This window comes from Rhodovulum viride (genome assembly GCF_003265965.1).
GTDB lineage: Bacteria > Pseudomonadota > Alphaproteobacteria > Rhodobacterales > Rhodobacteraceae > Rhodovulum > Rhodovulum kholense.
Window position 1 is genome coordinate 27,160 of sequence record NZ_MUAV01000016.1, and the last position, 22,790, is coordinate 49,949.

15 protein-coding genes and 2 tRNA genes are annotated in these 22,790 nt (G+C 69.0%); 7 read left to right on the forward strand and 10 right to left on the reverse strand.

The genetic code is table 11. The features are described from left to right. Nucleotides 1-10: 10 nt before the first annotated feature. From BYZ73_RS13860 to BYZ73_RS13890, 7 genes are all read right to left on the reverse strand, one after another. The gene (locus BYZ73_RS13860; RefSeq protein WP_108028222.1) at nt 11-1,789 is read right to left on the reverse strand and encodes a peptidoglycan D,D-transpeptidase FtsI family protein; all 1,779 of its coding nucleotides are present in this window, start codon (nt 1,787-1,789) and stop codon (nt 11-13) included. Further along, nucleotides 1,786-2,238 (reverse strand): cell division protein FtsL, encoded by a 453-nt coding sequence (gene ftsL, locus BYZ73_RS24170; protein WP_425440051.1) that lies wholly within the window; start codon nt 2,236-2,238, stop codon nt 1,786-1,788. Before ftsL ends, BYZ73_RS13860 begins: the two co-directional genes overlap by 4 nt. Then, complete coding sequence (gene rsmH / locus BYZ73_RS13870; RefSeq protein ID WP_112316453.1) at nt 2,239-3,234, reverse strand: 16S rRNA (cytosine(1402)-N(4))-methyltransferase RsmH; 996 nt, start codon at nt 3,232-3,234, stop codon at nt 2,239-2,241. It abuts the gene before it with no gap. Between the two features lie 4 nt (nt 3,235-3,238). After that, nucleotides 3,239-3,763, reverse strand: a complete 525-nt coding sequence (gene mraZ, locus BYZ73_RS13875) for a division/cell wall cluster transcriptional repressor MraZ (protein WP_112316407.1) — start codon at nt 3,761-3,763, stop codon at nt 3,239-3,241. Nucleotides 3,764-4,451: 688 nt separating this feature from the next. After that, nucleotides 4,452-5,534 carry an Mrp/NBP35 family ATP-binding protein gene (locus BYZ73_RS13880; RefSeq protein ID WP_112316408.1) on the reverse strand — a complete coding sequence of 361 codons (1,083 nt, stop codon included), beginning with the start codon at nt 5,532-5,534 and terminating at the stop codon, nt 4,452-4,454. A gap of 490 nt (nt 5,535-6,024) precedes the next feature. Then, nucleotides 6,025-7,083 (reverse strand): Hint domain-containing protein, encoded by a 1,059-nt coding sequence (locus BYZ73_RS13885; RefSeq protein ID WP_112316409.1) that lies wholly within the window; start codon nt 7,081-7,083, stop codon nt 6,025-6,027. Nucleotides 7,084-7,217: 134 nt separating this feature from the next. Then, nucleotides 7,218-9,659: an ATP-dependent helicase gene (locus BYZ73_RS13890; protein WP_112316410.1), complete on the reverse strand. Its 2,442-nt coding sequence runs from the start codon at nt 9,657-9,659 to the stop codon at nt 7,218-7,220. A gap of 139 nt (nt 9,660-9,798) precedes the next feature. Here BYZ73_RS13890 and BYZ73_RS13895 point away from each other — a divergent pair, with 139 nt between their 5' ends. From BYZ73_RS13895 to BYZ73_RS13925, 7 genes are all read left to right on the forward strand, one after another. Further along, nucleotides 9,799-10,125, forward strand: a complete 327-nt coding sequence (locus BYZ73_RS13895; protein ID WP_108028217.1) for a hypothetical protein — start codon at nt 9,799-9,801, stop codon at nt 10,123-10,125. Nucleotides 10,126-10,326: 201 nt separating this feature from the next. Then, nucleotides 10,327-13,770: a pyruvate carboxylase gene (locus BYZ73_RS13900; RefSeq protein WP_112316454.1), complete on the forward strand. Its 3,444-nt coding sequence runs from the start codon at nt 10,327-10,329 to the stop codon at nt 13,768-13,770. 174 nt (nt 13,771-13,944) lie between these two features. Continuing rightward, nucleotides 13,945-14,019: transfer RNA gene (locus BYZ73_RS13905), tRNA-Gly, on the forward strand. Nucleotides 14,020-14,188: 169 nt separating this feature from the next. Continuing rightward, nucleotides 14,189-14,263, forward strand: a tRNA-Gly gene (locus BYZ73_RS13910). A gap of 142 nt (nt 14,264-14,405) precedes the next feature. Beyond that, a complete protein-coding gene (locus BYZ73_RS13915; protein ID WP_112316411.1) occupies nt 14,406-15,371 on the forward strand; it encodes a Bug family tripartite tricarboxylate transporter substrate binding protein in 966 nt (321 codons plus the stop codon). Nucleotides 15,372-15,485: 114 nt separating this feature from the next. Next, nucleotides 15,486-15,923 (forward strand): tripartite tricarboxylate transporter TctB family protein, encoded by a 438-nt coding sequence (locus BYZ73_RS13920; protein WP_112316412.1) that lies wholly within the window; start codon nt 15,486-15,488, stop codon nt 15,921-15,923. Between the two features lie 10 nt (nt 15,924-15,933). Further along, entirely contained in the window at nt 15,934-17,451 is a 1,518-nt protein-coding gene (locus BYZ73_RS13925; protein ID WP_112316413.1) for a tripartite tricarboxylate transporter permease, read from the forward strand. A gap of 14 nt (nt 17,452-17,465) precedes the next feature. Here BYZ73_RS13925 and BYZ73_RS13930 read toward each other — a convergent pair whose 3' ends face one another. The 3 genes from BYZ73_RS13930 to BYZ73_RS13940 all read right to left on the reverse strand — a co-directional run bounded on the left by BYZ73_RS13930 (nt 17,466) and on the right by BYZ73_RS13940 (nt 22,789). After that, on the reverse strand, nt 17,466-18,155 hold the full coding sequence (locus BYZ73_RS13930; protein WP_112316414.1) for an NnrU family protein: 690 nt from the start codon (nt 18,153-18,155) through the stop codon (nt 17,466-17,468). A 365-nt stretch (nt 18,156-18,520) separates the two neighbouring features. Then, nucleotides 18,521-21,625 carry an efflux RND transporter permease subunit gene (locus BYZ73_RS13935; protein WP_112316415.1) on the reverse strand — a complete coding sequence of 1,035 codons (3,105 nt, stop codon included), beginning with the start codon at nt 21,623-21,625 and terminating at the stop codon, nt 18,521-18,523. A 12-nt stretch (nt 21,626-21,637) separates the two neighbouring features. Continuing rightward, nucleotides 21,638-22,789: an efflux RND transporter periplasmic adaptor subunit gene (locus tag BYZ73_RS13940; RefSeq protein WP_108028211.1), complete on the reverse strand. Its 1,152-nt coding sequence runs from the start codon at nt 22,787-22,789 to the stop codon at nt 21,638-21,640. Between the last annotated feature and the right edge of the window lies 1 nt (nt 22,790).

Genomic DNA, 22,790 nt, shown 5'->3' on the forward strand with positions numbered 1-22,790 from the left:
CCCCGCGCCTTCAGTTCGCGGTCAGTGTTACCCCGAAGCCCTGCGCCTGTTCAATCTCCGGCCGGAGCCCCAGAAGCGGCGCGGCGCGGCGGATGATCTCGGCGCCGACCGGCACGGCGGTCCAGCCCGCGGTGCGGCGCGGCTGCGGGCCGGTGGTATCCTGCGGTTCGTCGAGGGTGACGATCAGCACGTATTGCGGCGCCTCGGCCGGGAACATGCTGGCGAAGGTCGCGATCACCTTCTTCTCGTAATAGCCGCCGGTGGGCTTGGGCTTGTCGGCGGTGCCGGTCTTGCCGCCGACCCGGTAACCCGGCACGTCGCCGAAGGTCGCGGTGCCGTGCACCACCACCTCGCGCAGCATCGAGCGGATCTGACGCGAGGTCTCTTCCGACACCACCCGGTCGCCCAGCGTCCCGCCCCCCGCCAGCAGCGTCGGCCGCACCCGCCGGCCGCCATTGGCCAGCGTCGCATAGCCCGCCGCCAGATGCAGCGGGCTGGCCGACAGACCGTGCCCGTAGGAAATCGTCATGGTCGAGATTTCGCTCCAGTTGGCTGGATAAAGCGGCTTGGCGCCCGCAGCCTCTACCAGCTCGACCGGCGTCGGTTCCAGAAGACCGAGCTTGCCCAGGAACTCCTTCTGCCGGACCCCGCCGATGCGCTGGGCGATCCGCGCCGTACCCACGTTCGAGCTTTTGACCAGCACCGTGGTCACCGACAGGCTGGACCCGTAATTGTGCATGTCGCGGATGCGGTAGCGGCCCCAGACCAGCGGCCCCTTGGTGTCGATCATGGTGTTGGGGTTGACGATGCCCTCGTCCAGCGCCTGCGACAGGGTGAAGGTCTTGAAGGTCGAGCCCAGTTCGTAAAGCCCCTGCACCGCCCGGTTGAACAGCGGGCTGTCCGAGGGATCGCCCTTCACCTGCTGGCGCGGCCGTTCGTTCGGGTCGAAATCGGGCAGCGAGACCATCGACAGAATCTCGCCCGTATGCACATCCATCAGCACGGCGGCCGCGCCCTTGGCATCCATCAGCTTCATGCCGCCCGCCAGCACCCGCTCGACCGCGGCCTGCACCGTCAGGTCCAGCGACAGCCGAAGCGGCTGACCGCCATTGGCCGGATCGCGCAGATAGTCGTCAAAGTATTTCTCGACCCCGGCGACGCCGATCACCTCGGCCGACTGCACGCCCTCGCGCCCGAACCCGGCACCCCCGAGGATATGGGCGGCCAGCGCGCCGTTGGGGTAAAGCCGCATCTCGCGCGGGCCGAAGCTGAGCCCGGGATCGCCGATATCGTGCACCTGCTGCATCTGTTCGGGGCTGATCTTCTTCTTGATCCAGACGAACTTGCGGCTGCCGGTGAAGTCCTTGACCATCCGCGCCTCGTCGAGATCGGGGAAGATCTGCGCCAGCTCATGGGCCACCGCCTTCGGGTCGATCATCAGCGGCGGCTGGGCGTAAAGCGAATGGGTGGCGAGGTTGGTGGCCAGGATGTTGCCGTTGCGGTCGACGATGTCGGCCCGCTGCGCCACGATCGAGGCACCCGAGGCGATGGCGCGCGGCTCGGACGGGTCCGACCCTGCCAGAAGCCCCATCCGCACGCCGACGACCGCAAAGGCCGCGAAGAACACCACGCCCAGCACCAGAAGCCGCCCCTCGGCCCGGGCGCGGGCCTGATCGCGCATCGTCTCATGGCGCAGGCGCTTGTTCTCGCGCTCGATGGCATCGGGATTCTCGCCCCGGGCGCGGGCCTCGAGAATGCGGGCCAGCGGGCGCAGCGGGGTGCGGATCATTGCGCGGTCTCCTCATCCCCGGCATCCAGCGCCTCGGGCACGGCCGAGGCGGCGGCGGCCTCCTCGACCGGCACGGTCGGGCTGGCGCTCTGGGCCGGCTGGTCGGCCTCGGCCAGGATCGACTTGAACAGCTCGTCGGGCAGGACGATGTCGGGCAGCACCATCTCGGGATAGGACACCTGGTCGATCTGGCCGAACTGCTCGGGCGCAAGCGGCCCAAGCGCCAGCCGGTCGTAGTTCAGCGCCGCCAGTTCGCGCAGCCGTTCGGGCCGGTTCAGATAGGCCCATTCGGCATTCTGCATCGCCAGCTGCTCGCGCAGCGATCCGATGGCGCGGTTCAGCCTCTCGACATTGTCGAGCGCCGCCTGGGTGCGGTAATTCTCGCGATAGGCCCAGAAGGCCAGCGCCATCACCGCCAGGGCCGTCAGCACGTAGACGAGGCTGCGCATCTAGTCCTCCATGATCTTGGGCAGGCCAAGCTGGCCGCGGTCGACCGGCCCCGCCGGGGCGTCGGTGCGGACCCCGACCCTCAGCTTGGCAGACCGCGCGCGCGGGTTGGCGTCAAGCTCGACCGGATCGGGCGCCACCCCGCGGCGGGTCAGCAGATCGAACCGCGCGGGCTCGGGGATCGTTTCGGGCGCATAGCGGCTGCCGCCTGCGGCCTGGCCCGAGCGAAGCTGCAGGAAGCGCTTGACGATCCGGTCCTCCAGCGAATGGAAGGTGACGACCGCCAGCTTGCCGCCGGGCTTCAGCGCCCGTTCGGCCGCCTCGAGCCCGGCCACCAGTTCGCCCAGCTCGTCATTCACCGCGATGCGGATCGCCTGGAAACTGCGGGTCGCCGGGTGGCTCTGGCCCGGGCGCTGCGGCGGCAGGCAGCGGGCCACGACCTCGGCCAGTTGGGCCGTGGTCACGATGGGCGCCACCGCGCGGGCCTTGACGATGGCGCGCGCGATCCGGCGCGAGGCGCGTTCCTCGCCGTAATGAAAGAGGATGTCCGCCAGCGCGGCTTCGGAAGCGGTGGCGACCAGATCGGCGGCCGACGACCCCTCGGCCCCCATCCGCATGTCGAGCGGGCCGTCCTTGGCGAAGGAAAACCCGCGCTCGGCCTGGTCCAGCTGCATCGAGGACACGCCAAGGTCCAGCACTACCCCGTCGAGCGGGGCATCGGCATGGCGGTCGAGTTCCGAGAAGACGCCCTCGACCAGAGCCAGCCGGTCGCCCCAGGTTCCGGCCCAGGACGCGGCCAGATCGGCGACGCTGGGGTCGCGGTCGACCCCGATCACCCGGTCCGCGCCGGCTTCCAGAAGCCCGCGGCTGTAGCCGCCCGCGCCGAAGGTGCCATCCAGCCAGAGCCCCGCGACCGGCGACACCGCCTCGAGCAGGGGGCGCAGCAGGACCGGGATATGCGGCGGATCGGCGGGAACGGAACGGTCCGCGGCAGCCATGGCGTCAGCCATCCCCGGCCGGACCGGCCAGCGCCCCGGCACCGTCGAGGAAGCTCAGCGGGTCGACATCCTCGGGCAGGTCGTCCAGCCAGGCCTCGGTCTTGGCCAGTTCCTCGGACTCGTAGGTCTCTGGCTTCCAGATCTGGAAGGTATCGCCCGAGGCGATGAAGAAGGCCTCACCTTCCAGCCCGATCTTGTCGCGCAGCTTCTGCGGCAGGGTCAGACGGCCGTCATTGTCGACCTCGGTCGGGTGCGACTGGCCATGGAACATCCGTTCCAGCATCCGCCGCTGCATCGACCCGCGCGGCAGCGCCGCGATCTTTTCGTCGACCTCGTCGATGGCCTCGATGGTATAGCATTCCAGATATTTGCGGCGGTGGTCGCCATAGACGATCACCAGTTGCGGGCGCAGCCCCTCGGTCCAGTCCGGGTCGCAGGCCTCGAGCACACGGCGAAAGAGGGCCGGGATCGACACCCTGCCCTTCGCATCCACCTTGTGCTGGCTTTCGCCTCTGAACCTGCGCGCCACCTGCCCGACGCTCCCTTGCCTCGCCGTCCGCGACCGCCGCGCGGCCGTTTCAACGAAAACGGCGGATTGGGCTGCTGCCACCGCCCAATCCGCCGCCCTCGTCCCGTTCCGGGGTGCCCGGCTGCGCGTGCCACCTGGGGGATGTCTGCTCGCCCGCGCGCCGGATCTCGTATGGAGGCAATGGCGGGTGCCTGTATGAAACTGCTTTCTTGTCGTTGGGAGGCTGTTTTCGCCCCTTGATCCGTTCGACCGCCATCGCCTTTGTGTGATCGTTATGCCATGGGATTTCATGGAGATCAACTGACTTTGGCGGGAATATGGTGGACCTGGTCCCCTCCGAAGGCGGAAATACGCCTTGCTTGCCGAGGGCGTCGACCAGCCAGCACACCGCCAATTGCGGATGCCGCGCCTCCAACACCTAGATGTCGTGGTTAACGGGTGGCTTGCGACATTTACGCGAAGCCGGAAAAAGTCTTCACGCCATGGTTGCGGAAGATGCGCCGCGCAGGCCCGTCCGGGTCATTCCCGGCCGGACCCCGCGAAACTCCCTAGAAAATCGCGCCGAATCACGTGGGCGAGAGGCTGGTTCCGTGCGGGGCCATGAATTCCCGTAAGACCCGGCCCGATCCCGCTCCAATCCCGCTCCGATCCCGGCCAGAAAGCATCCGGTCCCGCTCGGGCGGCGGGATCAGGCCATGCCGCCGCCGATCAGACGGGCGGCAATCACGGCATAGGCGTCGGCCATCGGGCCGTCGTCCAGCGCGACCGGATGCCCGGCATCGCCCGCCTGCCGCACCTCCAGCGCCAGCGGCAGGGCGCCCAGGAAGGGCAGTCCCAGCTTGCGGGCCTCGGCCTCGACCCCGCCATGGCCGAAGATATGCGCCTCATGCCCGCAATTGGGGCAGATATAAGTGGACATGTTCTCGATCAGCCCCAGAACCGGGGTGCCGAGCTTGGCGAACATGTCCAGCGCCTTGCGCGCGTCCAGAAGCGCCACATCCTGCGGGGTCGAGACCACCAGCGCGCCGGTCAGGCGGGTTCGCTGACACAGTGTCAGCTGGATGTCGCCGGTGCCCGGCGGCAGGTCGACCACCAGCACATCGAGCCGCCCCCAGTCGACCTGGCCCAACAATTGCTGAAGCGCGCCCATCAGCATCGGCCCGCGCCAGACGACCGCTTCCTCTTCCTTCAGCAGCAATCCGATCGACATCATGACCACGCCATGCGCCCGGACCGGCTCGATGATCTTGCCGTCGGGCGAGGCCGGCCGGCGCGTCGTGCCCATCATCCGCGGCAGCGAGGGGCCGTAGATGTCGGCATCCAGCAGGCCGACGCGCCGCCCCTGCCGCGCCAGCGCGACCGCCAGGTTGCTGGCCACCGTCGACTTGCCGACGCCGCCCTTGCCCGAGGCGACCGCCAGGATGCGGTCGACGCCCGAAGGGTTGCGCGGGCCGTCATCGGGCGTCGGGTGGCGCCCGATCCGTGGCCCGGGCGCGGGGGCCGCAGGCGCACCGCGCTGCCCCCCATCATGGGCGGTCAGCACCACCGAAGCCCGGCGAACACCGGGAATCGCCTCGACCGCGGCCTGGGCGGCGGCCCGCACGGGCTCCATCCCGCGCGCCATCTCGGCCGAGTCGGCCTCGATGACGAAGCGCACGGTATCGCCCTCGACCGACAGTGCGCGGATCAGGTCGCGCGAGACCGGATCGCCCCCGCCGGGCAAAACGATTCGGGACAATTCGGCAAGGATGACGTCATTGGAAAGAGGCATCTGAGACTCCGTTTCGCGCGAGACCTCCCTTTACCTTGGTCGGATGCCCCAAAAGGGCAAGAGCCGTTTCATCATTGCCCGTTCCTGCACCAATCGCGCCGATCTCGCCCAAAACTATGTCAGAACGACTTATGCAGATTCCGCATGGCAGCAATTCAGCGTCTTGCCATTGTGCAGGTGCAGCAAAAGCGTATTTATAGGACCAACGGCGCGGTTGGGATCGTTCGGCATAGCCAACATCCCACCGTGCAGAGATAGGAAACCCCTCCTCCTCCCTGGGTTTCCTCATCTCGCGGCGACACCTACCTCCTCCCAGGTGTCGCCGCACTTTTCATTCGGGGCCCCGGCCCCATCGGAATACGGCAGTTTGTCTCCTCCTCCCTGACACTGCCGTTGTGCAGAACGGCGGCGCCCCTCCTCCCTGGCGTCGCCGTTTCTCTTTTCAGCAGTCCAGTGATCGGAAGCCGGGACCGGCCTTGCAGCGGCCGCGTCAGGCGATGGCGGCGGCGCCGAAGCCGGGGCCGGGCTCGAACAACGCGCGCGCCTCGCAGCCGCGCAGCACCGGGCGGACCGGCTGCAAGTGCGCGGCCTCGTCGGCGTCGAGATCGAGGTCGGGGAGAAATCCCAGCCCCTCGCGCCCGAGCGGGCCCGACGGCACCGGCCGGGCCGAGCGGTGGCGGAAGAGATCGCCAAGGAAAAGACTGTCGCAGACCACGTCCCCGGCGCGCACCAGTTCGTGCCGGGCAAACAGCAGATGGACATAGCGTATCATCACCGGGGCCTCGCGCAGCGCGGCGCCGCCGACGCCCAGCGCGGCCAGGACACGGGCGGGCACCAGCACCTCGGGCACGCCGAACAGGGTCTGCACCCTTGGCGCGCGATAGAGCACCCGGGCCAGCTGGGCCAGCAACAGCGGACGCGCATTGCCGAAGGCGCCGGGCGGGATCTCGACCGGCGCGGAGCGACCGCTGCCCGGCATCACGCGCTGGCCGACCCAAAGCAGCATCTGCGGCCCGTGATCGACCGTCTCGACCGTCATGCCCGGCACCAGGCTTGCGGCACGCACCGGCCCGCGCGGCGTCGCAATCGGCGTTTCGCCCGCAAAGCAAAGCCCGGGCTGGCCCGGATCGCCTCCCGGACGGACGTCATAGACAAAGAACGCGGGCGCGCGGCCGCCTTCGGCATGGGCGCGGTACCAGGCCGCCAGATCGACGCCGGGGGTCCAGACCACCTGAACCGGCGCACCGTCTCGGTCGGTTCCCTCGAAGACCACCACATGCCCGGCGCCGTCGGCCGATTCGTCCGACCGGATCACCACCGCCTCCCGCAGCCGCCCGGCCCCGGCCCCCTGCCAGGCGAGGTCGTAAAGATCGCCGGGCTCGAACAGCCCGGGATCGGGATCGCCCGGCCGCGCGGTGACGACCAGACCATGGGCCGCGCCCGGCGGGCCGTCGAAGGTCGACGTGCCCGCGCCGCCGGCATTGCTGCCGACATTGGCGCCGCTGGAGATCGCGAATTCTGTGTCCCTGGCCGGAAATCTGATGCGCATGAAGGTCCTCTTCCGGCCGAGTTTTGCCCGGCGCCAGCGAAAGAAGGGTTAACTGCGCAAGGGGACAGCGGGCCTTCCGCCATCCGACGCGGCGACACGCCCGATCCGCCCGCGGGCCCGCGCCGGAAGGGCGCCTAGAAGGGCACGTCGTCGGCGCTGGCCGCGGCCACCACGAACCGGGCCACGACCTTCTTGGCGCCCGCCTTCTCGAAGGCGATGTCGAGCTTGTCGCCCTCGATTCCGGTCACGAGGCCATAGCCGAATTTCTGGTGGAACACCCGCGCGCCGGGCTCGAAGGCCGGCACCGCCTCGGCGTCGATCACCATGTGGCGCGCCTGGCTCGGCTGCGCCAGCGGCCGGGCGGCGCTGCGCGCCTGCAGCCGCTGCCAGCCCGGCGACTTGTAGACATCCGCGCGCGAGGCGCGCTCTTCGATCCCCGAGCCCCCGCCATGGGACGGCGCCGCCGCGCCATAGCCGCCGCCGTAAAGCCCGGGCGGCGTCAGCACGTCGACATGGGACGCGGGCAGTTCGTCGATAAAGCGCGACGGCAGCTGCGACTGCCATTGCCCGTAGACCCGGCGGTTGGCGGCGAAGGAAATCGTGCACAGCTCTTCGGCCCGGGTCAGCCCGACATAGGCGAGGCGCCGTTCCTCCTCGAGCCCCTTCATCCCGGTCTCGTCCATCGCGCGCTGGCTGGGAAACAGCCCGTCCTCCCAGCCCGGCAGGAACACCACCGGAAATTCCAGCCCCTTGGCGGCATGCAGCGTCATCACCGAGATCTTGGCCCCGGTCGCCTCGCTGTCATTGTCCATGATCAGCGCGACATGCTCGAGGAAGCCCTGCAGGTTGTCGAATTCCTCCAGCGCCTTGACCAGCTCCTTGAGGTTTTCCAGCCGTCCCGGCGCCTCGGGCGTCTTGTCGGCCTGCCACATCGCGGTATAGCCCGACTCGTCCAGAATGCGCTCGGCCAGTTCGACATGGCTCAGCCCCGCACCGCGCCCAAGCGGCACGGTCTCGTCGTCGATCAGCGCGGCCTCATCCAGCACGACCGACGGGCCCGCCGCCCGCACCTCGCCATGCCAGCGCCCGATCGCCTCGATCAGCTTGCGCAGCTGGGCCCCGCCCTTGCCGCCCAGCCCGCCCGCGTCCAGCAGCATTCGGGCACCCTCGACCAGCGGCACGCCTTCGGCGCGGGCCACGGACTGGATCTTCTGCTGCGCCTTGTCGCCGAGGCCCCGCTTGGGGGTGTTCACGATCCGCTCGAAGGCCAGGTCGTCATCGGGGCTGACGGCGAGGCGGAAATAGGCCATCGCATCGCGGATCTCCATCCGCTCGTAAAAGCGCGGGCCGCCGATCACGCGGTACGGCAGCCCGATGGTCAGGAAGCGATCCTCGAAAGCCCGCATCTGATGGCTCGCGCGCACCAGAATCGCCATGTCGTCCAGCGAGAAGGGCCGCATCCCGCGGCTGCCGCCCTGCAGCGCCTCGGCCTCTTCGCCGATCCAGCGGGCCTCTTCCTCGCCGTCCCAATGGCCGATCAGGCGGACCTTCTCGCCGCCCTCGGCCTCGGTCCAGAGCGTCTTGCCCAGACGCCCCTTGTTGGCCGCGATCAGCCCCGAGGCGGCGGCGAGGATATGCGCGGTCGACCGGTAATTCTGTTCCAGCCGGATCACCGCGGCACCGGGAAAGTCCTTTTCGAACCGCAGGATGTTGCCGACCTCGGCGCCGCGCCAGCCATAGATCGACTGGTCGTCGTCGCCGACGCAGCAGATGTTCTTGTGCCCACCCGCCAGCAGCCGCAGCCACAGATACTGGGCCACGTTGGTATCCTGATACTCGTCGACCAGGATATAGCGGAACCAGCGCCGGTACTGGTCCAGCAGGTCGGGATGGGCCTGAAGGATCGTCACCACATGCAGCAGCAGATCGCCGAAATCGGCCGCGTTCAGGGTCTTCAGCCGCTCCTGATAGGCGGCGTACAGCTTCACGCCCCGGCCGTCGAAGCCCGAGGCCTCGGAGGCGGGCACCGTATCGGGCGTCCAGGCGCGGTTCTTCCAGTGATCGAGAAGCCCGGCCAGCTGGCGCGCGGGCCAGCGCTTTTCATCCATGTTGGCGGCCGCGATCAGCTGTTTCAGCAGCCGGATCTGGTCGTCGGGATCGAGGATGGTGAAATTCGACTTGAGCCCCACCAGCTCGGCATGCCTACGCAGCAGCCGGACGCATATGGCGTGGAAAGTGCCAAGCCAGGGCATGCCCTCGACCGTCTCGCCCATCAGCCGCCCGACCCGCTCCTTCATCTCGCGCGCGGCCTTGTTGGTGAAGGTCACCGCCAGGACCTCGTTCGGCCGGGCCTTGCCGGTGACCAGCAGATGCGCGATCCGCGCGGTCAGCGCCCGGGTCTTGCCGGTGCCCGCCCCCGCCAGCATCAGCACGGGGCCGTCCAGCGTCTCGACCGCCTGGCGCTGGGCGGGGTTCAACCCGTCCAGATAGGGCGCTGGCCGCGCCGCCATGGCACGGACGGACAGGGGGACCTGGGCGGCGGCCTCGAAGGCGTCAAAATCGTCGATGGGACACATGGCGCCCAATCTAGCGCGGCCCGGAGACGAGTTAAAGAACCGTTCCCGTTCCGTTCCCGTTTTGAGGCGTTTTTTGCCATCGCAGTTGCAATTTCGCGCATAAGGCGAATAGTCGGAACAAACGGGGGTGAAAGCGCGAATGAGTCGATATCGCATCCTTCTGTCGGGTCTGGGGCTGGCGGCGCTGGCCGCCTGCGGCACGCCCGAGCGGCCCGAAACCGGCGTTCCGAAGGTCATCACCCCCGAAATGCTGCCGCACGCGCCTGCGGCCTCGGCCCCGGCCTGCACCGCCGAAATGGCGGCCCGATTCCATCAGCCCGAGGCGGGGATCTTCCAGATCGGCACCGGCCCGACCGCGGCCGGGTTCTGGATCGACATGAAGATGGCCGGGCGCGACGGCACCTGGCGCTGTCAGACCACGCGCGAGGGCCGGGTCGTCACCGTCACCCCGATCTCGTCGTCCTGACAGGGCCGCGTCGCGGAACAGCGGCACGGGCGGGTGCCTTGCGGCCATCGGCACAGACCGGCACCCGTCGCAAGGCAGGCATGCCCGGTCTCGGCCCCGCCCCCGCTCTCCCCTTGCTTCGCTGCAACGCAGCTTTATACCGTTAACAATCGGCTGCGCGCCGCTGTCGCAGCCCGAACCGACCCGATGGAGGCCCCGCCCTTGACCGATTTCCAGAAGATCCTCGTCGCCAACCGGGGCGAGATTGCCATTCGCGTGATGCGCGCCGCCAACGAGCTGGGCAAGCGCACCGTCGCCGTCTATGCCGAGGAAGACAAGCTGGGGCTGCACCGGTTCAAGGCCGACGAGGCCTACAAGATCGGCGAGGGGCTGGGGCCGGTTCAGGCCTATCTGTCGATCGAGGAAATCATCCGCGTCGCCAAGATGTCGGGCGCCGACGCGATCCATCCGGGCTATGGGCTTCTGTCGGAAAACCCAGCTTTCGTCGAGGCTTGCGCCGCAGAGGGCATCGCCTTCATCGGTCCCAGGGCCGAAACCATGCGCGCGCTCGGCGACAAGGCCAGCGCCCGCAAGGTGGCGATCAAGGCAGGCGTGCCGGTGATCCCCGCGACCGAGGTCCTGGGCGATGACATGGACGAGATCCGCCGCCAGGCCGACGAGATCGGCTATCCGCTGATGCTGAAGGCCTCCTGGGGCGGCGGCGGGCGCGGCATGCGCCCGATCAAGGGCCCCGAGGAGCTGGCCGAGAAGGTTCGCGAGGGCCGCCGCGAGGCCGAGGCCGCCTTCGGCAACGGCGAGGGCTATCTGGAAAAGATGATCACCCGCGCCCGCCATGTCGAGGTGCAGATCCTCGGCGACCAGCACGGCACCATCTATCACCTCTGGGAACGCGACTGTTCGGTCCAGCGCCGCAACCAGAAGGTCGTCGAACGCGCCCCCGCCCCCTACCTGTCCCACGCCCAGCGCGAAACCATCTGCAATCTCGGCAAGAAGATCGCCGAGGCGGTGAATTACGAATGCGCCGGCACCGTCGAGTTCCTGATGGACATGGAGACGGGCAATTTCTACTTCATCGAGGTCAATCCGCGGGTCCAGGTCGAACATACCGTCACCGAAGAGGTGACCGGCATCGACATCGTCCGCGCCCAGATCCTGATCGCCGAAGGGAAAAGCCTGATCGAGGCGACCGGCGTCGCCAGCCAGTATGACGTCGATCTGACCGGCCATGCCCTGCAATGCCGGATCACGACCGAAGACCCGCTGAACAACTTCATCCCCGATTACGGCCGCATCACCGCCTATCGCGGCGCGACCGGCATGGGCATCCGGCTGGATGGCGGCACCGCCTATTCGGGCGCGGTCATCACCCGCTATTACGACTCGCTGCTGGAGAAGGTCACCGCCTGGGCGCCGACCCCCGAGGCCGCCATCGCCCGGATGGACCGGGCGCTGCGCGAATTCCGCATCCGGGGCGTCTCGACCAATATCGCCTTCGTCGAGAACCTGCTGAAGCACCCGACCTTCCTGAACAACGAATACTCGACCCGCTTCATCGACGAGACGCCCGAGCTGTTCAGCTTCGAGAAGCGGCGCGACCGGGCGACGCGCATCCTGACCTATATCGCCGACATCACCGTCAACGGGCATCCCGAGACGGCGGGCCGCGCCAAACCGCCCGCCGAGGCCCGCGCCCTGCGTCCGCCGGTCCCCCGGCGCGAAAGCTATGCCCCGGGCACGCGCCAGATCCTCGAGCAGTTCGGCCCCGAGGCGCTGGCCGACTGGATGGCCTCGCAGAAACAGCTGCTGGTGACCGACACCACGATGCGCGACGGCCACCAGTCGCTGCTGGCGACGCGGATGCGCTCGATCGACATGATCCGGGTGGCGCCCGCCTATGCCCATAACCTGCCGCAGCTTTTCAGCGTCGAATGCTGGGGCGGCGCGACCTTCGACGTGGCCTATCGCTTCTTGCAGGAATGCCCCTGGCAGCGGCTGCGCGACCTGCGCGCGGCGATGCCGAACCTGATGACCCAGATGCTGCTGCGGGGCGCCAATGGCGTCGGCTACACCATCTATCCCGACAATGTGGTGCAGGGCTTCGTCAAGCAGGCGGCCGAGACCGGCGTCGACGTCTTCCGCGTCTTCGACAGCCTGAACTGGGTCGAGAACATGCGCGTCGCGATGGATGCGGTGCTGGAAACCGGCAAGGTCTGCGAGGGCACGATCTGCTATACCGGCGACATCCTCGACCCGGCGCGGGCCAAGTACGACCTGAACTACTACGTCGCGATGGGGAAAGAGCTGAAGGCCGCCGGCGCCCATATCCTGGGGCTGAAGGACATGGCGGGGCTGCTGAAACCCGCCTCGGCCACGGTTCTGGTCAAGGCGCTGAAAGACGAGGTCGGGCTGCCGATCCATTTCCACACCCATGACACCTCGGGCATCGCCGCGGCCACCATCCTGGCCGCCGCCGAGGCGGGTGTCGATGCGGTCGACGCCGCCATGGACGCCTTCTCGGGCGGCACCTCGCAGCCTTGTCTCGGCTCGATCGTCGAGGCGCTGCGCAACACGCCCCGAGACACCGGCATCGACATGGCCGCGGTGCGCGAGATCTCGGACTATTGGGAGGCCGTGCGCCAGGAATACGCGGCCTTCGAATCGGGCCTCTCGGCGCCCGCCTCCGAGGTCTACCTGCACGAGATGCCCGGCGGGCAGTTCACCAACCTCAAGGCGCAGGCGCGCAGTCTGGGGCTGGAAGAACGCTGGCACGAGGTGGCCGAGACCTATGCCGACGTGAACCAGATGTTCGGCGACATCGTGAAGGTGACGCCGTCCTCGAAGGTGGTGGGCGACATGGCGCTGATGATGGTCAGCCAGGGCCTGACCCGCGCCGATGTCGAGGACCCCGACCGCGACGTGGCCTTCCCCGATTCCGTCATCGACATGATGCGCGGCAATCTGGGCCAGCCTCCGGGCGGCTTCCCCGAGGCGATCCAGAAGAAGATCCTGAAAGGCGAAAAGCCCTTCACCGACCGGCCCGGCAAGCATGTGCCCCCGGCCGATATCGACAAGATCCGCGCCGAGGTCGAAGGCCAGTTCGAGGATCTGACCCTCGATAACGAGGACCTGAACGGATATCTCATGTATCCCAAGGTCTTCACCGATTACGCCACGCGGCACCTGCAATACGGGCCGGTCCGCACCCTGCCCACCCGCACCTTCTTCTACGGGATGGAGCCGGGCGAGGAGATCGAGGCCGAGATCGACCCCGGCAAGACGCTGGAAATCCGGCTGCAGGCGGTGGGCGAGACCGCCGAGGACGGCGAGGCGCGGGTGTTCTTCGAACTGAACGGCCAGCCCCGGGTGATCCGGGTGCCGAACCGCAAGGCCAAGGCCAGCGTCGCCCGCCGCCCGAAGGTCGAGATCGGCAACCCCGCCCATGTCGGCGCGCCGATGCCGGGGGCGGTGGCCACGGTCGCGGTCGCGGCCGGGCAGGAGGTCAAGGAGGGCGACCTGCTCCTGACCATCGAGGCGATGAAGATGGAAACCGGGCTCCATGCCGAGCGCGACGGCAAGATCAAGGCCGTCCATGTCTCCCCGGGCCAGCAGATCGACGCCAAGGACCTGCTGGTCGAGTTCGAGTGATCGCTGCCCGCCCGGACCGCCCCCCCCGCCGGGCGGTTCGGGCGGCCCGGGCGGCAGGCCCGACGAGAGCACCGGGTCTTGCGCCCGGCATCTCCCGCGTTTTTTCGCACCGGGCCGAATTTTCCCCTTGCAGGCTCCGGCCGGAGTTTATAAATCCCCCCTCACCCAATGGATGCGGGCGTAGCTCAGGGGTAGAGCATTACCTTGCCAAGGTAAGGGTCGTGAGTTCGAATCTCATCGCCCGCTCCAGTTTCTCTCGACAGGATCGACAGTCGCGGCACCAGACCGGTGCTTTCGCGGTTTTTGGCGCGCCTCCGCAGGGCGGTCCGCCGCGCGCCGGACTGCGCCCATGTGATCCCGCGATTTTCCCCTTGCAGGCCCCGGCCGGAGTTTATAAATCCCCCCTCACCCAACGGATGCGGGCGTAGCTCAGGGGTAGAGCATTACCTTGCCAAGGTAAGGGTCGTGAGTTCGAATCTCATCGCCCGCTCCAGGGGTCTTCCGGCCGGAACGCAGGGGTGTTTCAGCGCCGGACCTGCGGCGGCTTGACGCAACCCCTTCCTCCGACGAAGAATGACCCATCGCAAGACGCGGGCAACCTCTTCGGCCCTGCCCGTCTCGATGGGAGGACTATCATGAGCCTGAAGAGCGCCGCGGCAGCGGCATGCATTTCGCTGGCAGCGGCCCTGCCTGCCCTCGCCGAAATCGACGCCCCCGAATGCGTCGCCCCGGCCCAGCCCGGCGGCGGGTTCGATCTGACCTGCCGGATCGCCCAGCAGGGGCTGGATGGCGCGTTCGGCAGGCCCATCGAGGTCACCTTCATGCCAGGCGGCATCGGCGCCGTGGCCTTCAACCAGTTCAACACCACCCGCACCGACGATTCCAACGCCATCGTGGCGTTTTCCTCGGGCTCGCTGCTGAACATCGCCACCGGCAAGTTCGGTACCTTCACCGAGAACGACGTGCGCTTTCTGGCCACCGCGGGCGCCGATTACGGGGCGGTGATCGTGCGGGCCGACAGCCCCTATGCCGACCTCGGCGCGCTGATGGACGCATTCAAGGCCGATCCCGGCAGCGTCGTGGTCGGCGCCGGCGGCTCGGTCGGGTCGCAGGACTGGATGAAGGGCGCGCTGTTGCTGAAATCGGTCGGCGCCGATCCGCGCCAGATGCGCTATGTCGCCTATGACGGCGGCGGCGACGCCATTGCCGGGCTGCTGGGCGGCGCGATCCAGGTCTATACCGGCGATGTGGGCGAGATGGCGGCGCATATCGGCGATGGCAGCATGCGCATCCTCGCGGTGCTGGCGCCCGAGCGGCTGGAGCCGCCCTTCGACGCCTATCCGACCGCGAAAGAGCTGGGCTATGACACCGAATGGACCATCATGCGCGGCTTCTACATGGGCAAGAACGTGCCCGACGCCGATTATCAGGCCTGGGCCGACGCCTTCGCTGCCGCCTACAAGACCGAGGCCTACCGGCAGGCCCGCGAAAGCAAGGGGCTGATGCCGCTGGAACTGTCGGGCCCCGAGATGGATGCCCAGGTCAAGCAGCTGATCGGCGAGCTGCGCGACATCGCCCGCGACGCAGGGCTGATCCAGTAATCCCGAAAGCCCCACCCCGGGTCCGGCGCCCCGCGTCCGGACCCACGCGCCGGGTGCGGCCTGCGCCGGCCCCGATCCCTGCCCCGATCCCTGCCCGTTCCTGGAGGACCCCGAATGGTCGACCGCATCTTTGCCGGGCTTCTGCTGGCCGTCACTCTGGGCTATGGCTGGCTCGCCTTCGCCGTCATCCGGGCGCCCTTTCAATACGACCCGCTCGGCCCCGAAAGCTGGCCCCGGATCCTGTCGGTCCTGGCCGCGATCTGCCTCGCGGGCATCCTCTGGAAACCCGATGTCGAGCGGTTCGACACCCGGGGCGGCACCTGGCTGAGGCTTGCGGCGATCGTGGCGCTTCTGATCGGCTATGCCGGTCTTTACGAGCCGCTCGGCTTCGTGCTGGCGACGCTGCTTTTCGGCACGATCGCCGCCCGGCTGCTGGGCGCCTCCCTGCTTCGGGCGGGTCTGTTCGGACTGACCGCCGGAGTGCTGGGCTATCTGCTCTGCGCCGGGCTTCTCGACCTCAACCTGCCCGAAGGCCCCCTGCCCCGGCTCTAGGAGACCGTCGATGGAAACCGTCCTGAGCGGCCTTGCCACCGGCTTTGCCGTCGCGCTGACCCCGCTCAACATCCTTCTGGTGCTGATCGGCTGCTTTTCCGGCACGCTGATCGGCGCGCTGCCCGGGATCGGGCCGATCAACGGCGTGGCGATCCTGCTGCCCATCGCCTACGGGCTGGGCCTGCCGCCCGAAAGCGCGCTGATCCTGCTGGCGGGCATCTATTACGGCGCCGAATATGGCGGGCGGATCTCGTCGATCCTGCTGAACGTGCCGGGCGATGCGGGCGCGGTGATGACCACGCTCGACGGCCACCCGATGGCGCTGAAGGGCGAGGCCGGGCGGGCGCTGTCGCTGTCGGCCGTCGCCTCCTTCGTCGGCGGCACGCTGGCGGTGATCGGGCTGTCGCTGTTCGGGCCGCTTCTGGCGAAATTCGCGGTCACCTTCTCGCCCGCCGATTATGTCGCGCTGATGGTCTTTGCCTTCGCCTCGCTCGCCTCGCTGGTCGGGCGGAACGGGATCAAGACGCTGCTTGGCGCGGTGATCGGGCTGATGCTGGCCACCATGGGGATCGACGCCAATACGGGCGTGCCGCGCTACACCTTCGGCATCCCCGACCTTCTGGCGGGCATCGACTTCCTGGTGGTGGTGATCGGGCTCTTCGGCATGGCCGAGCTTCTGCATCTGGTCGAACAGCAGGTCTCGGGGCGGCTGAAGACGCTGCCGGTCGACCGGTCCTTCCTGCGCCGCGCCGATCTGCTGCGCACCCGCTGGACGATCCTGCGCTGCTCGGTCATCGGGTTCTTCATCGGCATCCTGCCCGGCACCGGCGCCTCGGTCGCCTCGGCCGTGGCCTACGGCACCGAAAAGCGGCTGGCGGGCAAGTCGGGCGACAGCTTCGGCACCGGCGACATGCGCGGGCTGGCCGCGCCCGAGGCGGCCAACAACGCCGCGGCGGGCGGCGCGCTGGTGCCGATGCTGACGCTGGGCATCCCCGGATCGGGCACCACGGCGATCCTGCTGGGGGCGCTTCTGATGTTCAACGTCCAGCCCGGACCGCTGATGTTCACCCAGCGCCCCGAGATCGCCTGGGGCCTGATCGCCTCGATGTATCTGGGCAATGTGGCGCTTCTGATCATCAACCTGCCGCTGGTGGGGCTGTTTGCGCGGATGCTGACCCTGCCGCAGCATTACCTGACGCCGCTGATCGCGATGCTGGCCTTCGTGGGCGTCTATTCCATCGTCGGCAACCCGTTCGACCTGTACCTCATCATCCTGCTGGGGATCTTCGGCTGGGTGCTGCGCAAGCTCGATTTCAGCCTGGCCCCGGTGATTCTGGGCTTCGTGCTGGGCAGCCTCTTCGAAAACAACCTGCGCCGGGCGCTGTCGATCTCGGCGGGCGACTGGGGGATCCTGATCGAGGACTGGAAAAGCATCGCGCTCTACGGCCTGGCGGTTCTCGTCGTGATCCTGCCCGCCTGGGCCGGCCGGCGCAGCGCGCGCGCCGCAGCCGACGCCGTCGAGGACTGACGGGGGCGCCTTGGCTAGAAAGGCAGCGGCGAGACCCCGATCACCGGGCGATGGGCCGCCAGAAGCCCCGCCCACAGCAAAAGGCCCAGCCCCAGCCGCCCGAGCGGCGGCCGCCCCGACGGGCACCAGCGCCCCGAGACGAGCGCCGCCAGCGGCAGGGTCGCGGTGCGCGCGGCAAGGCGGTCCCAGTCGCGGCCCATCCGGCGCCGGTTCCGCCGGTCGATGACGACCGTTCCGGCCAGCGCAAAGCCCGCGAAACCGCCGAACAGCAGCAGATGCGCCAGATCGGGGTTGGCCGCGGCATGGGCCAGCGCCCAGAGCGCCAGCGCCACGGGCAGCGGATGCCGGGTCAGCCCGACGATGCCCGGCCGCGCCGGATCGAAGCGCGCATCGCCCGCGCCGCCAAAGCTCAGCGGGTTCGGTGCGCCCAGCGCGCCCGCGATCAGCAGGCAGACGACCGGCATGATCAGGTTCGGCAGCCAGGGCTGCCAGGGCGCAGGCGGCCAGAGCGCGACGAAAGGCGCGCGCCCCGCCGCGCCGATCAGCCAGGCCAGGAGCGCCAGCGAGACCGTCACATAGGCCGCCAGATAGCCCTTTTGCCCGAGTGCCCCGGTCAGCCGCGCCTTGACCCCGGGTCGCGCGGGCACCGCATGGGACAGAAGAAACAGCGCGAAGGCCGCCGCGAATTCCGCCCAACCGCCCATCAGAGCCCCCCGACAACGCCCACCCGCCCCGGTGGGCGGGCACAGGCGGATCCTGCACGGGGTCGGCCGATCATTCCGGTCCCTTTCGCGGTATTTCGGGCGACGCCCAGCATCTCAGCCGCCGCGACGGAAGGAAACCCCCGCGCCCCGCCCCACCCGAATTTTGCACGGGGCCGGGAACCGATGGCGCGCCAAGGCGTTGGACAGGGACGATAGCGGACAGGGTCACGTTCACGGATGCACCTCGGGCCGGCCCCCTCACCGGCCTCTTGAATGGCCTCCCCCCGCCGTCGCGGCCCGGGCGCACGTCCCCGCCCGGGCCGTATTTCCCCGACCTTCCGGCACCTGTCGCCAGGCGCCCCCGCTCAGCCCGCCAGAGCCTCCTCGAGCTCGCGCGCGAGGCGCTGCTTTTCCTCGGCCCGGGGCGGCGAGAACCGCGCCAGCAGCAGATAGGCGACCGGCGTCAGATACAGCGTCGAGAGCGTGGCCAGCCCCAGCCCGCCGACGATGACCCAGCCCAGCGCCTCGCGCGCCTCGGCGCCCGCCCCCGAGGACAGGATCAGCGGCACGCCGCCCAGCACGGTCGAGACCATGGTCATCATCACCGGGCGCAGCCGGATCGTCGCCGCTTCATAGATGGCCTCGCGCACCGTCGCGCCGCCGTCGCGCAGCTGGTTCGCGAATTCGACGATCAGGATTCCGTTCTTGGCCATGATGCCCACCAGCATCACCAGCCCGATCTGGCTGTAGACATTGAGGCTTTGGCCCGTCAGCAGCAGCGCGAAGATGGCGCAGGCCAGCCCCAGCGGCACCGTCGCCATCACCACGATGGCCGAGATGAAGCTTTCGAACTGCGCGGCCAGCACCAGAAACACCACGGCGATGGCAAAGCCGAAGATGATCAGAAGCCCGGAATTGGTCTCGCCCATGGTGGCCGCCGCCCCCTTGGGCAGGATGCGGTTGTCGTCGGTCAGCAGCCCGTCCGACAGCTGAACGATCCGCTCGAACGCCCCGCCCAGCGACTGGTCCGGCCCCAGATCGGCCGAGATCGAGACCGCGCGGCTTTGATCCAGCCGGTCGAGATCGGGCGCAACGGGGCGTTCCTCAAGCCGCACGAAGGTCGACATCGGCACCATCCGCCCGCCCGCGCTTTTGACGAAGATGTTCTCCAGATCGCCCGGGTCGTCGACCGGCTCGGCCGACGAGACAAGCTGCACGTCGTAATTCTGGTCGCCGACGAAGACCGACACGACGCTGCGCCCGTTCAGGAAGGCCCGAAGCGCTTCGCCCAGCCCCGAGATGTCGATGCCCAGATCGGCCGCGCGGGTGCGGTCGATCTCGACGAACAGCTCGGGCTGGGTGCGCTCGAAATCGAGCCGGACCTCGCCGAAGGCGCCGTCATCCTGCATCCGCTCGACCAGCGCCTGGGCGGTCTCGGCCAGCCGGTCGTAGCTTTCGCCGGTCAGCGCCACGCTGATGCCGCTGCCCGCGCCGCGAATGCCCAGCGAATTGGGCTGGATCGCGAAGGCGCGCACCCCGATCACGCCGCGCAGCCGGGCGTTGATATCGGTCACGATCTCGTCCTGGCTGCGCGCGCGCGCCTCCCAGGGGGCAAGCGTGAAGACCATGAACCCGCGGCTGTCCGACCCGCCCGAGCCCGCGATGGAAAAGATGTTTACGATCTCGCCCTTGTCGCGCAGCGGCGCGATGGCGTCCTCGATCTCGGCCATCTTGGACTGGGTATAGTCCAGCGACACGCCCTGCGGCGCCTGGATGCGCAAAAGCGCGACCGACCGGTCCTCCTTGGGCGTCAGCTCCTGCCGCACGCCGCCCGCCACCAGCAGGGCCGTCGCGGCGAACAGCCCGGCCGCCAGCACCACCACGACGGGCATGGCCAGCGCCCCGCCGAGGGTGCGGCGGTACAGCCCGGCCAGCCCGGCGCCGATCCGCGCGCCAAGGCCCCGCTCGGTCCCGGGCGCGCGGGCCAGCATCCGGCTGGCCAGCACCGGACACAGCGTCAGCGCCACCACCGAGGAAATCGCCACCGCCATTGCCAGCGTGAAGCCGAATTCGCGGAACAAGCCGCCCGCCTGCCCCGGCAGGAACGACAGCGGCACGAAGACCGCAGCCAGCGTCGCCGTGGTTGTGACGACCGCGAAAAAGACCTGCTTGGTGCCCAGCACAGCGGCGGCGCGCGGCCCCATCCCCTCGGCCCGGCGGCGGACGATGTTTTCCAGCACCACGATGGCGTCGTCGACCACCATGCCGGTCGCCAGCACCAGCGCCAGCAGCGTCAGGATATTGACCGAGAAGCCCACCAGATAGATCGCGGCCAGCGTGCCGATCAGCGAAACCGGCATGGTCAAGGCCGGGATCAGCGTCGCGCGGATGTCGCGCAGGAACAGGAAGATCACCAGAACCACGATGGCGACCGCCAGCCCCAGCGTGTTCAGCACCTCGGCGATGGCGCCCTTGATGAAGACCGCGTCGTCCGAGGTGACGAAGATCGAGATGTCGTCGGGCAGGCTGCGGTCCAGTTCGGCCACGGTGCGGCGCACCTCGCGCGAGATGTCGAGCGTGTTGCTGCCCGCCTGCCGGATCACCCCCATGCCGATCCCGGTCCGGCCATTGGCGCGCAGGACCGAGGTGTTGGGCTCGGGGCCCAGATCGACCCGCGCCACGTCCCGCAGGAAGACATTGGGGGCGATGCGCAGATCCTCGAAGGCCTCGGCCGACACGACCATGGCGGTGGTGCGCACACTGAGGCTCTGCCGTCCGCCCTCGAGATCGCCCGCGGCAGCGTTGAAGCCCGCATCGGACAGCGCCTCGGCCAGATCGGCCAGCGTCAGCCCGCGGCTCGCCAGCCGCGCCTGATCGACATCGACCCGGAAGATCGGCGCCCGGTCGCCATAGACCTGCACATCGGCGACGCCCGGCAACGAGACCAGCCGGTCCTCGATCCGGTCCTCGACGATCTCCGTCAGCGCCTCGGCCGAGCGCCGGGTCGAGGTCACCGCGACCCGCATCACCGGCTGGGCATCGGCATCGGCCTTGACCACGCGGGGGTCGTCGGCCTCGTCGGGCAGGTCGCGCTGGATGCGCGCGACGGCATCGCGGGTGTCGCTCGCGGCCACGTCGATATCGACGTTCTCGGCGAATTCCAGCGTCACCCGGCTGCGCCCGAAGCGCGAATTCGACTCGATCGAGCGGATGCCCGAGACCCGGCCGACCGCGCCCTCGATCCGGCTGGTGATCTCCTGATCGATGGTCTCGGGGGCTGCGCCGGTGAACTCGGTGGTGACGGTGACGACCGGACGGTCGACATTGGGCAACTCGCGGATCTCGACCCCGAAGAGCGCGGCGAGCCCCGCCAGAACGATCAGCGCGCTGAGAACCAGCGCCAGGATCGGACGGCGCACGAAAAGCGACGTGCCCCCGGCTTCGGCCTCGCGCATCGCCTCTTGCAGCATGGCCCCGCCTCCCTAGCCCGCGTCGCCCGGGGGGCGCGGCAGGCCAAGCCCCGCCTGCGGCCCGACGATGCGCAGTTCCGCGCCCTCGCGCAGCGTCTGTAACCCCTCGGCCACCACCTGATCGCCCACCGCCAGATCGGCCTCGACCAGCACGCTGTCGGCATTGCGCTGGCGGATCGCGACCGGCACCCGCGCCGCGCGCCCGTCGCGCACCGCCCAGACATAGGCGCCCGCGCTGGACCATTGCACCGCCAGCGGATCGACCATCGGCAGCGGTTCGCCCTCGAAATTCAGCGTCACCTCGAAGGACATGCCCCCGCGCAGAAGATCGTCGGAATTGTCCAGTTCGCCCTGCACCCGCAAGGTCCGGCTGGCCGCGTCGACGGCATTGTCGATGGCATGAACCCGGCCCTTCAGGGTCAGGTCGGGCATGCCCAGCGGCCGCGCGGTCAGCGGCAGCCCCTCCCTGATCTGGCCCACCACCCGTTCGGGGACGTGAAAGTCGATCAGGATGCGGCTGCGGTCGGCGATGGTGGCCAGCGCGTCCTGGCTGGACACCCGGTCGCCCACCGCGATGTCGAGAACCCCCGCCCAGCCCGCGAAGGGCGCGCGCACGGTGCGTTCGGACAGATCGAATTCGGCCTGGCGCAGTTCCAGCTCGGCGGTGCGAAGCGCCAGATCGGCCTCGCGCCGCCGCACCTCGGTCACGGCCCCCGTGGTTTCCAGCCGGGTCACCCGGTCGGCCTCGTCGCGGGCGTCTTCCAGAACCAGCCGCGCACGGTCGAGCGCGATCCGCTCGGCCTCGTCGTCGAGCCGCACGATCAGAGCGCCCGCCGCCACCCGTTCGCCGTCGCGGATGCCGATCTCGACCACCTCGCCCGCGACCTTGGACCGCACCGTCACCGCGCGCAACGCCCGGCCGTCGCCGATGGCCGCCACCCGGTCCTGGATGCGGCCCTCGCCGACCTCGGACACGGTGACAGCGGCGGGGCCGCCCGGCCGGGCACCCGATCCCGCACCCCCGGCAGGCGCGGCCGGGTCGAGCCCGATCAGCGCGGACACGCCCAGACGGTCAAGCACCGGCCGCGCTCCGGGCACGAAGGCGATCCAGAGCGCGAGCGTCCCTGCCAGGAGCAGGACGGAGAACCCGATTTGCCGTACCATG